The sequence below is a fragment of the Flavobacterium aquiphilum genome (assembly GCF_027111335.1).
In the GTDB taxonomy this organism is placed as follows: Bacteria; Bacteroidota; Bacteroidia; order Flavobacteriales; family Flavobacteriaceae; genus Flavobacterium; species Flavobacterium aquiphilum.
This window is the reverse complement of record NZ_CP114288.1, coordinates 4449680-4463790: the sequence shown is the minus strand read 5'-3', so window position 1 is coordinate 4463790 and position 14111 is coordinate 4449680. Positions and strand designations below refer to the sequence as shown.

The following is a 14111-nucleotide window of genomic DNA, read 5'->3' as shown; positions in this document are numbered from 1 at the left end:
AATTCTTTAATAGATTGGTTTCAAACTAGGCTGCAATGGTCTTTATTTCTCTTTCAATACCATGTCAATACACATAACCGCAGCCATAATTAGTTGTCTATCGGTATTGTTTTCTGTTACGGTTTCTTTAATTTGAAGTACATAATTATCAGCGCTTGTAAAAAATTCTTTGCCTATTCCTGCCCATTTTTTGCTCACTTGTGCCAATTCGGTAGTGTCTTTCGTGAATTTAAAATCCCATCCTGTCCATTCTCCTTGTAGTAAACAAACTGGTTTTAGGTTTTTGTCCACTACTTCAAATTTACCTCCTAAAGACCAAAGTTTCTGTTTAAAAAAACCAATTAATTGTTCTTTTCCGTTGTAAACTTCAACATCCGAACGGAAAAATGTTACCCCACGCCTTACACTCAAAACTTTTTCGCCGGAGGTTGTACTTACCTCTACATTAAAAGGGGTCATAGTTTTGTATTTTGTAAATCGGATTATTTTTGTAAAAAAACCGAGATTATTCTCTCTGCAATTCAGAATTAATTGGTTGTTTTCGGGGTCATAAATGTCATAATTATTGGCGGCTTTGAACATCCCAACATGCTCCTTAATTAGAAAAAGATTTTTGTTTAAAATTGGATTCATTTTTTTATAATTTAATAATGTGTTGATAATTTTAATTTGTAGATATTCGATTTTAATTCTGCAGTGTCATTATCCTCGCAAAGTAAGAATTCAATTGCTTCTGCTGATTTTTTGTAAACAGTCAAGCCTTCAAACTTGTGAGTATCACTGATTTTTTCTGTAAAAGTGATTTTCATTGTTTTCTTGTCGATGCATCCGATAAAGCTTCCCAAGATTTCGCCATCATTATAAGTAGAATCAGTGTCTTCGGCAGTAGCGAGGAAATAAATCTTGTCATCGAGTATAACAGCATCGGTGAAACTGCTCCGTACTCCCTTTATTTTTGGTAATTTGTAATTGTTGGAAAGTATCTTGAATTCGTTAGTCAGGTTTTTTCCTTGAATTGTAAAGAGTATATTTTTGGCCGATTTTCCGTTGCCGCGATTGAGTAAATACCATTCTTCCCCAGTATAAACAGCACCTTCTATATTGAAATCTTCGGGTTTTATTTCGCCAAAACTTTGCATAACCGAATACAAATCTGTGAGATCGTTGGTTCTTATTTCTTTTGCGACTGTGTTGATTTCGATCATTTTATTCCTTTTTTCAGTCGATCCCGAACCAAAAACATAGAGTGTGTCATCATGTTGAGTGATGGCTTCAAAATCGGGTTTGTCAATTTTTGCAATGTTATCGGTGGTGTTTTCTATGATTTCATGGCGTTGGAGGTTTTTGGATTCGATGTTGTATTCGTATAGAAATCCGCTGTTGTCGCCGATGATGAATAAATTGTTGTCCTTGAAGATGAGTCCGGAGGCAGAACCTATTCCGATAATATGAAAAAGCAGTTCAAGAGTGAATTTTTCCATGAAAAGTTGTATTGAAAATAAATGCCCTAGCCCTGATAGAAACGGCATCCTTTTATGGTTTCGTTCCAAAACGAGACCATAAAAGATATAGTGGATAGCAGGATAAAGCTCCCCCAAAAGTAATCTTTTTTGTGGTAAAATGGAATTGAAAGTTTATTTTGAATCAGTTTAAATTTTGTGTTCTTAGGTTTTTTGCGGGTTAGCTAAGTTTTATTGATGTTTTGTTTATGTAGGATACTTTTTATTGAAGTTTTGTTAATATTGATTTTATTTTTAGTTAAAAATATAAAAGTTTCTTTGCGTTGAATTTAAAACAAAAACTACCAACATGAAAAAACTTATTCTATCAATGCTTGCCGTTGCATCTTTAGTGTCGTGTAACGATGATAAAAATGCAGAAGGAAATCCGGTGAATTCAACAGTTTTGTTGAAAGACCAATCAGTAACTCCTGTTTTATTGAAAAAACAAACCGGTTTCGAGAAATTGGAATTGTTTTCAGTTATCAGTTCAGATGATGTTCTGCCAGAGAGCCCAAATTATGTTTTCGGAGGTTCCGCGGATGGCTCAGGATTATTGAAAAATGAAGATGGAACTTTTACATTTTTAGTGAACCAAGAAGATAATTTCTCTGTTTCGAGAATCACATTAGATAAAACTTTCAAACCGGTGAAAGGAGAATATTTATTGAATTCAAAAGGAGGAACTTGGAGATTGTGCGGTGCTACAATGGCTACTCCTGCAGAACACGGTTTTGGTCCAATTTACCTGACTTGTGGTGAATCAGGAGAAGAGTCTCGCACGCATGCTGTGAATCCTTATGGAGATGCAGGGAATGCTGGTGTAACCAAGGAATTGCCAGGTTTTGGACGTTTAAGTGCCGAAAATGCTTTGCCTTTGAGAAAATCGGCCTATGCTGGTAAAACGGTTGTTGTTATTGGTGATGATGATTCAGGAACTTACGGAGGTCAGGTATTTATGTATGTTTCAAATACCGTTGGCGATCTTGCAAATGGTACTTTGTACATGATGAAAAGAAACGATGGTAACCAAAGAGAGAAAGATATGGTAACCGGGAAAGATTATCCTGTTACTTTCGTGAAAATCGACAACCATACTACTTTGACTGGTGCTCAAATTAATGCTGCGGTAAATACTTTGTCGGCTGTTAAATTTGGTAGAGTAGAGGATCTTGATTACAGAAAAGGTGGCGGAGATGCCGATCGCGAAATTTATTTTAACGCTACAGGTCAAAATACAACAGGAACAAATGCTGATGCTTCCAGAACAAAATATGGAAGAGTTTATAAATTGAATTTGGATGCTTCAAATCCTTTGACAGGTAATTTGCAAGTGTTGCTTGACGGAGATGACCGTACTGGAATTGCTGGTAAATTTCAAAATCCTGATAACATTTGTGTGACTAAAAACTACGTTTACGTTCAGGAAGATGCGAATGGATATGGTGATGAAACACACGATGCTTATATTTATCAATACAATATCGCCGCAAAAACACTTAAGCCGGTTGTTGAATTAGACCATCGTCGTACAGCTGCTGATGCTGCAAAGTATAATGTTGGTGGACTTTCTAAATTTGGAGATTGGGAATATGGAGCTTTGATTGACGTATCTGAGCAATTAGGAGTTGATGATACTTTTATGTTAAGCGTTCAACCTCATACTTGGACTGGAGATAAATATAAAAATGTTGATGGTGGAGGTGGCCGTCCAAATGAAAACCAAGCTAGCCAAATTGTGTTAATCAAAGGATTGCCAAGATAATTTGTGCTTTTTTTTCTGAGTGCCACGGTTTCTTTTAGTGACCGTGGTTTCTTTTTTTATTATTAAATACTTTTTATGAAGAAAATTGTTTTCCTTTTTGTTGCTTTTTTGCTGTTTTCCTGCTCAGATTCTAAACCCAAAGCGGAGCAAATTAATGATTTGTATCAATCGGATTTGCTTGTTTTAAAAGATGATGTTACCCAATTACAACATTTGGTCGAAGAAGGAGCGCCCCAAAAACAATTGCAAAAGCAATTTCTAAAAGCACACGAAAGTTATAAAAGAGTCGAGTCTATTTGTGAATATTACTTTCCGTCAGTTTCCAAAGCAATAAACGGTCCTGCAATTGATGAATACGAATACGATGACGGAATTACGGTTCCGCCTGCGGGGCTTCAGGTGATTGAGGAATATATTTTTCCGAATTATGATACCAATTCCAAAAAGGAGCTTCTGAAAGAGATTGGGATTTTGAATGCGAATTTGGTTCGGTTGGAATCGATTTCCAAAACCAATGAACTGACCGATGCGGCTGTTTTTGATGCGATGCGTTTGGAAGTTTTCAGAATCATTACTTTGGGAATTACAGGATTTGATTCTCCAATAGCCTTGAATTCTTTGCCCGAAGCCAAAATTTCATTGGAAACTATCGGAAAACAGTTGGCTGTTTATGGAGAAAGTGAACAGAATGCTTCGACTTTAAAAATAATCAAAGAAGGTGCAACCTATTTGGATATGCATTCGAAGTTCAATGAATTTGATCGGGCATATTTCATTAAAAACTATCTGAATCCGTTGAGTAAAGCGATTTATAAAACACAGTTAGCACTAAAAATCCCTTTGTTTAAGGAAAGCCGTGGATTGAAAGTTGCCACTCAAACTTTATTTGACAAAAATGCTTTTGACACTGAAGCTTTTTCGGGATTCCCGGATTATAAAACCACAAAAGAGAAAATAGAATTGGGGCAACTGTTGTTTAACGATCCTATTTTGTCGGGCAATAATATACGCTCATGTTCGTCATGTCATCATGCGGACAAAGCTTTTACCGATGGTTTGGAAACTGCTGCTACATTGGACGGAAAGAAAATGCTAAAAAGGAATACTCCAACACTTTCCAATATTGCTTATCAAAGAAACTTTTTTTACGATTCGAGAGTGAATTATCTCGAAGACCAAGCAGTTGCCGTAATTACAAATGAAAATGAAATGCACGGTTCTTTGGAAAAATCAGCTTTGGATTTAAAGAAAAACAAAAAGTATGCTGACTATTTTGCGAAAGCATTTCCAGGAAAAGAAATAACTGCTTTCACAATCAAAAATGCTTTGGCTTCCTACATTCGGTCATTGAGTAATTATGATTCCAAATTTGACGGTTTTATGAGGGGTGAAGAAAAATTTAATCGTGATGAAGTTGCCGGTTTTAACCTTTTTGCAGGCAAAGCCAAATGCTCCACTTGTCATTTTATTCCTTTGACCAATGGAACTGTTCCTCCAAATTTTGACCGATCGGAAAGTGAAGTTTTGGGTGTTCCCGGAAAAGATAAAAAGATAGATAAGGATTTGGGTAAATTTGATTTGACGAAAGCAGATGTGAATCGGTATTCATTCAAAACCCCAACGATTCGAAATATTGCTTTAACGGCTCCTTATATGCACAATGGTGTTTTCAAAAGTTTGGAAGAAGTGGTTGATTTTTACAATAACGGAGGAGGAAGTGGTTTGGGGTTTAATTTACCCAATCAAACTTTGCCTGGCGATAAATTAAATTTAAGTCCATTGGAAAAGAAACAATTAATTGCTTTTATGAAGACTTTGACTGATGAAAAGCAATATTAAAAAAGTGTGCTTAAACGATAGCACACTTTTTTATTTTTTATGACTGTCCGCTAAGCGAACCAAAGAGAGTAATATATTTTTCACCATTAAGATATTAAGAAAATTAAGTTTTTAGACTTAATGAAACTTAATATTAATGGTTCTTAAGAGAAAAAACTTTTGTTTTTTAATAAACCGACAAAATTTCGGGTTGGTATTATTAACGGATAGTCATATTATTTTTTATAAATCAAAACCATAGGCAACACGAAGGCCTACTTGGCCAACACCTTTGCTTGTGCTTCCGTCGTTATTCAAATGTTCAAAATCATTATATTGCTCATATCGAATGGAAATATCAATGTATTTTGTGGCATAACCGATACTTGGAGCCAAAAGGAATGACGTTTTGTGATAATGATCGTCGGCTGCAAAAGCGGCTCCGGCTTCACCCATTAAATAAAATTTATCATTCCAAATGAAAGCTTTAAAACCTCCTTTTGCTGGAATAAATCCTAGATCATCTCCGTCTGCTTTGCTTACAAAAAGACGACTATAGCCTGTTGTTAGTGTAAAAGAATATCTTTTGGATAAGTCATATTGCAACCTGGCATCAGCGCCTAAGGCTAGTTTATACGGGTCATTGAGTGTATATCCACCTGTCAAGCCGAATCCAAGGCGAAAGCCCTTGTCGTAATTTGTCACTTCTTGTGCTTTTATGTTATTAGCAAAAAATATAGTGATTCCTAATGCCATAACGAGTTTAATTTTTTTAATAGCTTTCATAATTTTAAAATTTGGGGTTAATAAAAAATATTTAAAGATCTCTATCTGTAAGAGTAAGTAGTCAGTTATAACGGCGGCTTTTTTAGTATTAGTATTGGATTATTTTGATTTTCACAAAACTTTAAGATCTACCATATAGTTTTTTCATAATTGAAATAATAGTGATAGAATCAGTTTGTTCTAATTATCTTTGCCGACTCAATTATTATAAAATGAATTTTTCTCAATACACAAAAGAGTTTACTTACAATGTTAAATTGGCTTACCCCGTAATTCTAGGAATGCTAGGGCATACTTTGATTGGTATTGTGGACAATTATATGGTTGGTAATTTAGGTTCAACAGAGTTGGCTGCGGTTTCTTTAGGGAACAGTTTTATCTTCTTGGCTTTGTCAATTGGGATTGGTTTTTCTACAGCGATAACTCCTTTGACTGCCGAGGCGAATGCAGAGGAAAATCAAAAGAAAATCAGGACAACGTTTCATCATGGTTTGTTGTTATGTACTATTCTTGGGGTGTCGTTATGTTTGGTAACGATGTTGTCCAAGCAATTAATGTATTTTATGGATCAGCCTCAAGAGGTAGTTGTGTTGGCAGCGCCCTATATTGATTGGGTTGCTTTTTCACTGATTCCGGTAGTGATATACCAGGGGTATAAACAGTTTGCAGACGGATTGTCTTTGACTAAATATTCGATGTATGCGATTATTTTGGCCAATGTAGTACACGTGTTTTTTAATTACGTATTAATTTACGGATTTTGGATTTTTCCAAAATTAGGAGTTGTTGGAGCCGCTTTGGGAACGGTTATCTCCAGAATTATGATGGTGGTTTTCATGCATTTTCTGATGAAACATAATGCCATTATGAAAGCTTATTTCAAAAATTTTACTTTCAAGGAAATAAAGAAATCAATTGTAAAAAAAATAGTTGCGTTGGGTATTCCTTCGGCTATGCAAATGCTGTTCGAAGTGACTTTGTTTACGGCAGCGATTTGGCTTTCTGGAACATTAGGGAAAAACAGTCAGGCGGCGAATCAAATTGCGCTGATACTAGCTTCGTCAACATTTATGGTGGCAATGGGTTTGAGTGTAACGGCGATGATTCGAGTGGGTAATTCCAGAGGTTTGGCAGATTATAAGAACCTAATTATTGTAGCTCGCTCCATCTTTTTATTGGCTGTAATGGTTGAAACTTTTTTTGCTTTAGTTTTTCTTTTACTGCATAACTTTTTACCGCATTTGTTCTTGAATATGAACGATCCTGCTCAGGTTTTGGATAATCAGGAAATTATTTTAATTACTTCCAAGTTATTGATTATTGCAGCTATTTTTCAAATTTCGGATGGTGTTCAAGTGGTTGTCTTGGGGGCGCTAAGAGGCCTACAGGACGTGAAAATCCCGATGTATATTACGTTTGTAGCTTATTGGATCGTAGGTTTTCCGATTTCTTTTTATTTGGGAAAATATACCGACTTGAAAGCGGTCGGGGTTTGGATCGGTCTTTTGGCGGGATTGACTGCGGCAGCTTTGTTTTTGTACATTCGTTTTGCACGTTTGACAAGAAAATTGGTTTTGGAGCATTCGGAAAAATAAAACAATTGTATTTTTGTCCAATTAAATAAAGCTTGAGAAAAATAATCAGTTAATCGTTTAGTCGGTTAATCGATTCAACATAGTAACGATTAAACAAACAAACATGGAATTACCAAAATTTTTACTGGGGGACAATACTGATTTTCCAGATGATATTTTTATCATTCACTTGGATTACCCAAGATTTATCATCAACCTGAAAGACGATGAGGTTGAGTTTTTAGAAGAAGCGGAAGATCTTGACGAAGCCGAATTGAACGCCGAAATGGAAGGGCTTATAGTTCTTGCAAATGAGTTTTACGATAGAGAAATAACTCGTTACGAAGAGTAATACCGTTTACACATATAAAATAGTCCAATCTACTCGTTCTTTTTCTCCAATACTTCCTCAAAAAATAATTCCGTAGCTTAGGCTATGCAATGATTTTTATTGTTGTCTTGAAAAAAAATAACTTCGCATCTTTGGACTATTTATATGTACAAATGGTATAAATTATTTCTTCGTAACGATATAATAAATTCGGGTTAGTCGATCGTTGTGTTTTTTAGAATCTGTTGGAACATGATTCAAATCGATATGTGAAACAGGTTTGAAATTATAATTTTGGAATTCTTTTTTTGAAGAAATACTGTCTGTTTCCAAAGCCAATAAACCAAATTTACTTTCAGAGGGTAAGTTTAGTTTGTTGGTTTTTTCATTTAATAAAACAGGTATACTTTTTCCATAATCCCAAACAATTTCAGGTGTAAAGGCATTTAATTCATAAGTTTTGACACCGAAAGTTTTCTCTTCTTTTTGCAAGCCTTTTGCGCTGGCGTAATCCGGATTTTTTAAAATGAGTTCCGTAAATGGTATGCCAAAAGCTACTACAGCAACTTGAACGGCAATTACCGCATAGAATACTTTTTCGAAGTTTTTGTTTCTAAGGTTTTTAAACAAGAAATAGCCAGTTGTAAATAAAGATAATGTTAAGGCAATCAACCAAAATTCAAATCCCGCGATATCATTTTTTGTTTTGATAAAAATCCCGACAGGAATTGCAAAACAAATGATTCCGACAAGTCCAAAGGCGAAATTGACAATGCCATTTTCCTTTTTTAGACTAATATTTTTGAAATTGTTTATCAGATATTCGATGTAGAAACCTGTGTTCAAAGCCATCGGAATTAAAACCGGCAATAGGTATCTTGATTTTTTTTCGGGAACTATCGAAAGCAGGACCACAGAGGCCAACGTCCAGAGTAACGTAAATTGATAGGCTTTTAAATTACTGACTCTGGTTTTTAAATATGGGTAGATTAACGCCACAAAAGCCGGAACTGTCCAAATACCGCTTTGGGTAAAAAAGCTCCAGTAATAATAAAATGGTCGGGTATTGTAATTTCCCCATCGGCTGCTTTCTATTTTGGTCACTTTCAGATAGGTTCCTGGGTCTGCCCATTTTACATATAGTGGCCATGACAAACCAATTATCAAGCCTAAAGCTAGAACCAAAAAGAGGTAGAATTTTTTGTCTTTTAACTGGAACTTATAAGTGAATCCATAAGCAATTAAAAAAGGCAATAATAATGCGTAAACCGAAATTGGACCTTTGCTTAAAAATGAAAAACCGAAAAACAATCCCGCCATTAAGGCATTAAAAAGAGGTTTTTTGGAACCATTCAATAAATCCCATAAAAACAATATACAAATCACCATGAAACTATGGGTGTACATATCCCATTGGTTGTCTCTTCCGGCGAAATAAATATAGAATGAGGTAATTAAAATCAGTCCGTTGTGGAAGCTTTGCTTTTTGGATAAACCTAATTTTTCAGAAAGTCGATAGAATCCAAATACCAGCAATAATGTGATTAAGACAACAGTAACCCGCATTCCGTAAAAGCTGTCAAATCCAAAAATAATTCCGGCAACCGCAGTTATCCAAGTTGGCAACGGTGGTTTTTCATAGCGTGGCAAATCATTCAGGGTGGTCAAAATCCAATGATTGTGGGTTACCATTTCTCTCGCAGTGATGAAATTTCGGGATTCCATGATGTTGGTTTCAATAACATCGAGATGAGGGAATAGCATCAAACAGGCGATTACTAAAAGCCAAAAAGTATAATTATGCGTTAATTTTGACATCTTTTTTTAGAATTATTATGTTTCTGGAGTAAACGACTAAACCGATGACGTGACCAGCCAATAATACCGGGTCTTTTCGGATGATAGCATAAATAAATATGATAAGCGATCCTGTCAAACTAATAATCCAAAAGCCCATAGGTAAAACAGAATCTTTTTTCTTTTCGGAATAAATCCATTGGTAAACAAAACGTAATGTGAACAATACCTGTCCTGTGATTCCTGTCCAAAGCAGCCATTGTGGAATTGCTTCATTTCGTAACAAATTGTCTAAATCATAGATGTTATTGTTGTAACCATACCAAACGATGAAAGCAGGAAATAAAAGGATGAACCATCGGAGTGCCACATGGATTTTCTTCCAGTCATTCTGAAGTTGAATGTTTCTGATATAGATGTAATAGGTAATTGTTTGACCGAGCATGATGGAAAAATCATGTCTGAAATAACCATAAACAAACAATAAAAAAGAAGCAAATAAACTGATCTCCCAAAATAGAACTGGGGTTAGTACTTTTTTGTTTTTTTCAGAAATAATCCATTGTAAAATCATTCTGCTCGAAAACAAAATTTGGGCAATAAACCCAATTGAATAAATGATGATATTATTCATTACCCTTGTTTTGCTACGCTATAGTTGATGTATTTTTTCTTCATCCACAAATAAGCAAAACAATCCTGTAACGGTCCCAATAATCGGTTCCAAAGATTGAATTTTGATACTCCCGCGACTCTAGGAAAATGTCTAACTGGGGTTTGTTTGATTTTACCGTTTTGTAACAAAATCATGGCCGGTAAAAAACGATGCAATCCGTTGAACATTGGGATTTTTTTTGCCATATCAGTACGGATTATTTTTAAGGGACAACCAGTGTCATCCATACCGTCATTTGTAAAAGCTCTTCGGATGCCGTTGGCAATAGTCGAAGACATATTTTTGGTGAAGGAATCTTTTCTGTTGGAACGAACTCCGGTAACCAAATCAAATTCGCCTGTAAATTCCATTAGAATGTTAAAATCTTCGGGTGAAGTTTGTAAATCGGCATCGATATAACCCACCCAAGGAGTATCGGCATAATCGAAACCTGCTTTGATTGCGGCACTTAAACCCGCATTTTTTCCGAAAGAAATAAAAGTGAATTCTTCAGTGTCTTTGCAAATTTTTTCGATTAGCGCCTGACTGTTGTCTTTCGAGCCATCATTGACAAACAGGATTTTTGTCTTCTTTTTTGAAATGGATAAAAATTGTTTCATTTCTTGATGTACACGATCGAGATTATCCTCTTCGTTATATACAGGAATGATGATTGTTAGTTCAAAGTTCATATTTGGGAAAGTTTCGACAAAAGTATTTCATTTTTAGTTAAAATGATTGATTTCTAAGAATGAATTAAACTGAAGATCGAATAATTTTTTGCTTAAAATGGTTAAAATCGATGAGTTTAAATGTACTTGAATATTTTTATTGCAAAAAATTATCCTGATACCATTTTACTTGCGCTTTCAATCCCTCATACAAACTTGTTTTAGGATTGTATCCCAATAATTTTCGGGCTTTGTCAATTACGGCTTTGGTTCTTAGTTGGTCGCCGGTTCTAGCTTCGACAATCTGCAGGTCTATTTTTTTATTTAATATTTGCTCGACGATTTCAATTCCCTGTTGGGTTGTATTTTCTTCTTCAGTTCCTAAATTGATGATTTCATTATTAACGATATCTTCTTTTCCAATGACACTTACTACGCCGTCAACAATATCCTGAACATAGGTAAAACTTCTTAAGTGGCTTTCACTGCCTTTGTACAATGGGAACGGAATGTTGTTGAAAGCATTGGCAATCAATTTGGTGTACAGTTTCTCCGGTCTTTCACGAGGCCCATAAACGGAATACAAGCGCAAAGAGCAAGCTTTCAATTGCCCAAGTCTGCTGCTTGCCAAAACTAATTGCTCTGCGGCCAATTTGGTCACACCATAAAAAGAAGCCGGTTTTGGAGGTTCGGTTTCATCAAATGTGGCTTGGATTCCATAAATCGATGAGGTGGCAATATTTACAAAAAGAGCTAAGTTTTTATTTTTTAAGGCAAAATCCAATAAGTTTTTGGTTCCGATTACATTGTTGTCCAAATAATCCTCAAAACTGGAAGTTGCTGAAATACCTGGCTGTGCCGCATAATGAAAAATATAGTCAAAATCGGTTGGCAATGATTGAAGCTGCTCGGCAAAACGCAAATCAATTTTTTCGATTCCAATTCCTTTTGCAGACAAGGCATTTGCATTAAGCTGTTTCAATGACACATCGTAATAATCTGAGAAGTTATCCAGGCCTACCACTTCGTGTCCCAATGTTTGCAGGTGTTCGGCAGTATGCGAAGCAATATATCCAGCGGCACCCGTAACTAATATTTTCATATGTTGCTATTTATTGTTTTTTATCTGTTATATGTAATTGTTTCACCTGTCTCTTTCGCTCGAGTCGCATATTATTATTGGTGTTTATAACCAAATTTGTAGTCATGCTCATTTCATACCTTGTATTTTAATGATTTTTATTGGTAGTTTTTAAGGCCAATTCCTTAGAGATAAAACCTTGTATGTCCATAAACAGAAGGACAAAAATAAGAAAAATAGACAAATACTATTTATGGTTATTCTTTATTCTTAAAATAATTGTCCAATAAAATTTTCGCTGCCGCAAAAGGGGAGATGGCATTATCCTGAACCTCATTTTTTGTGGATTCTAATAATTCAATAATTTTCGGTTGATTGTAGAAATGCTTTTTTAATTGTTCATCAATGGTTTCCATCATCCAAAAAAGATTTTGTTCTTTTCTTTTTTCTTCGAAATAATGATTAGAATGCACCAATTCGACATAATCCGAAATAGTTTGCCATACAGAATCGATACCTTCTTTATTCAAAGAGCTGCAGGTTGAGGCAGTTGGAATCCATCCCGATTTTTTTTTCGGAAAAAGATGTAAAGCCCGGTCGAATTCCATTTTGGCTAAATTGGCTTTTTTGATGTTATCGCCATCCGCTTTATTGATGACAACGGCATCGGCCATTTCCATAATACCGCGTTTGATGCCTTGGAGTTCATCTCCGGCACCGGCAATTTTTAACAGCAAAAAGAAATCAACCATACTGTGAACGGCTGTTTCGCTTTGCCCGACGCCAACAGTTTCGATTAAGATGATGTCAAATCCGCAAGCTTCACAAAGGGTAATTGTCTCTCTGGTTTTTCTTGCTACACCGCCCAAAGTTTCCCCTGATGCCGATGGCCTAATGAATGCATTTGAATCTTTTACCAATTCTTCCATGCGTGTTTTGTCCCCGAGAATACTTCCGTGCGAAATGGTACTGCTTGGGTCAACGGCAAGAACAGCTACTTTTTTGCCTAAACTCGTCAAATGTTTTCCGAAAGCTTCGATAAAAGTACTTTTGCCAACACCCGGAACTCCTGTGATTCCTATCCGAATCGATTGATTGGCATGAGGTAAACAGCCGTTGATGACTTCGTTTGCTTTTTCCTGATGGTCAGTATTCGTGCTTTCAATTAAAGTGATGGCCCGGCTAAGCGCAATAGTATTTCCATTCAAAATTCCATCAATCAATTCTTTTGCGGAAGGTTGTTTTTTTCTGGATTTCTTAATTTGTTCAATAGCATCAAGATTGGTTATTTCGGGTTGCGAAATACCTGCTTTTTCGTTTAGGCTGCTAGATACGGTTTTTTGGATCGACAAAATGGTTGTTTTTTTCTAAAATGTAAAATTAGTCAAAACAAAAACAGTTTCAAAAGACGAATCTTTGAAACCGTTTTTTTGAAACTTATTTAATGGAAAAAGTTAGTAAGCTGCGGTAAAGCGAACCTGATGGTGTTTTGGATTTTCTACTTCATCGGCGATGACAACTGCTAAATCCTCTCCTGATAAGACGCTCCTTTGTTCTTCATTGAAAACCGGATTTTCTAATCCCAAACGATATTTTCCTGTTCTTCCGGTTGTGATTCCTTGGTGCATTTCGATAGCCGGACTGAAAAATGCCCAATCAAGATCTTTTTCTTGTTTGATAACTTCCAAATACTCTCTTGCTGCGTTTGCTCCGTCAAATATTTCTTTTGGAAATTCTGGAGTGTCAATCAATTGTAGGTTTGGTGCAATATATAAACTTCCTGCACCGCCAATTGTAATGAAACGTTTTACCCCCGATTTTTTTACCGCTTCCTGAATTGATTTTGAACCGGTAACAGAATCATTATAGATGTTTGGATTTGCCCATCCAGGATTGTAGGCGCTTATGACCACATCATGTCCTTTAAGAATTTCAGCCAAAGCATCAATGTCAAAAATATCCGCCGAAACCCAATTGGCAGTTGTTTCATTTTTTGGATTTCTTGCAATGGCAGTAATCTGGTGGTTTCTGTTTGATAATTCATTTAAAATGTTGGACCCAACAAATCCGGTTGCTCCGATGAGTGCGATTTTCATAATGTATATATTTAAAAGTAATAAAAAAAGTTACAGTT

Annotated in this window: 13 protein-coding genes; 4 read left to right on the top strand and 9 right to left on the bottom strand. The window is 35.7% G+C overall.

Features of this window, described 5'->3' with window-relative positions:
• Nucleotides 1-42: 42 nt before the first annotated feature.
• Both OZP12_RS18040 and OZP12_RS18035 read right to left on the bottom strand, forming a co-directional pair.
• Entirely contained in the window at nt 43-633 is a 591-nt protein-coding gene (locus OZP12_RS18040; RefSeq protein ID WP_281226478.1) for an LURP-one-related family protein, read from the bottom strand.
• Between the two features lie 11 nt (nt 634-644).
• Nucleotides 645-1481, bottom strand: a complete 837-nt coding sequence (locus OZP12_RS18035) for a DUF6929 family protein (protein WP_281226477.1) — start codon at nt 1479-1481, stop codon at nt 645-647.
• A gap of 328 nt (nt 1482-1809) precedes the next feature.
• On the opposite strand from OZP12_RS18035, the gene OZP12_RS18030 reads away from it, so the two are divergent.
• Together OZP12_RS18030 and OZP12_RS18025 are read left to right on the top strand one after the other, a co-directional pair.
• The gene (locus OZP12_RS18030; protein ID WP_281226476.1) at nt 1810-3264 is read left to right on the top strand and encodes a PhoX family protein; all 1455 of its coding nucleotides are present in this window, start codon (nt 1810-1812) and stop codon (nt 3262-3264) included.
• Nucleotides 3265-3339: 75 nt separating this feature from the next.
• Nucleotides 3340-5103, top strand: coding sequence for a cytochrome-c peroxidase (locus tag OZP12_RS18025; protein ID WP_281226475.1), 1764 nt, complete (start codon nt 3340-3342; stop codon nt 5101-5103).
• Between the two features lie 222 nt (nt 5104-5325).
• Here OZP12_RS18025 and OZP12_RS18020 read toward each other — a convergent pair whose 3' ends face one another.
• Nucleotides 5326-5868: a hypothetical protein gene (locus OZP12_RS18020; RefSeq protein WP_281226474.1), complete on the bottom strand. Its 543-nt coding sequence runs from the start codon at nt 5866-5868 to the stop codon at nt 5326-5328.
• A gap of 212 nt (nt 5869-6080) precedes the next feature.
• Here OZP12_RS18020 and OZP12_RS18015 point away from each other — a divergent pair, with 212 nt between their 5' ends.
• Nucleotides 6081-7463, top strand: a complete 1383-nt coding sequence (locus OZP12_RS18015; RefSeq protein ID WP_281226473.1) for an MATE family efflux transporter — start codon at nt 6081-6083, stop codon at nt 7461-7463.
• A 103-nt stretch (nt 7464-7566) separates the two neighbouring features.
• Nucleotides 7567-7794: a DUF8828 family protein gene (locus tag OZP12_RS18010; RefSeq protein WP_268849271.1), complete on the top strand. Its 228-nt coding sequence runs from the start codon at nt 7567-7569 to the stop codon at nt 7792-7794.
• Nucleotides 7795-7956: 162 nt separating this feature from the next.
• On the opposite strand, the gene OZP12_RS18005 is transcribed toward OZP12_RS18010, so the two are convergent.
• The 6 genes from OZP12_RS18005 to OZP12_RS17980 all read right to left on the bottom strand — a co-directional run bounded on the left by OZP12_RS18005 (nt 7957) and on the right by OZP12_RS17980 (nt 14073).
• Nucleotides 7957-9591 carry an ArnT family glycosyltransferase gene (locus OZP12_RS18005; protein ID WP_281226472.1) on the bottom strand — a complete coding sequence of 545 codons (1635 nt, stop codon included), beginning with the start codon at nt 9589-9591 and terminating at the stop codon, nt 7957-7959.
• Nucleotides 9572-10204: a lipid-A-disaccharide synthase N-terminal domain-containing protein gene (locus OZP12_RS18000; protein WP_281226471.1), complete on the bottom strand. Its 633-nt coding sequence runs from the start codon at nt 10202-10204 to the stop codon at nt 9572-9574. The genes OZP12_RS18005 and OZP12_RS18000 overlap by 20 nt, the downstream gene beginning before the upstream one ends.
• Entirely contained in the window at nt 10204-10917 is a 714-nt protein-coding gene (locus OZP12_RS17995; RefSeq protein WP_281226470.1) for a glycosyltransferase family 2 protein, read from the bottom strand. The genes OZP12_RS18000 and OZP12_RS17995 overlap by 1 nt, the downstream gene beginning before the upstream one ends.
• A 136-nt stretch (nt 10918-11053) precedes the next feature.
• Nucleotides 11054-11998 carry an NAD-dependent epimerase/dehydratase family protein gene (locus tag OZP12_RS17990; protein ID WP_281226469.1) on the bottom strand — a complete coding sequence of 315 codons (945 nt, stop codon included), beginning with the start codon at nt 11996-11998 and terminating at the stop codon, nt 11054-11056.
• Nucleotides 11999-12234: 236 nt separating this feature from the next.
• A complete protein-coding gene (meaB, locus tag OZP12_RS17985; protein ID WP_281226468.1) occupies nt 12235-13329 on the bottom strand; it encodes a methylmalonyl Co-A mutase-associated GTPase MeaB in 1095 nt (364 codons plus the stop codon).
• 102 nt (nt 13330-13431) lie between these two features.
• The gene (locus OZP12_RS17980) at nt 13432-14073 is read right to left on the bottom strand and encodes an NAD(P)-dependent oxidoreductase (RefSeq protein ID WP_281226467.1); all 642 of its coding nucleotides are present in this window, start codon (nt 14071-14073) and stop codon (nt 13432-13434) included.
• Nucleotides 14074-14111: the final 38 nt, after the last annotated feature.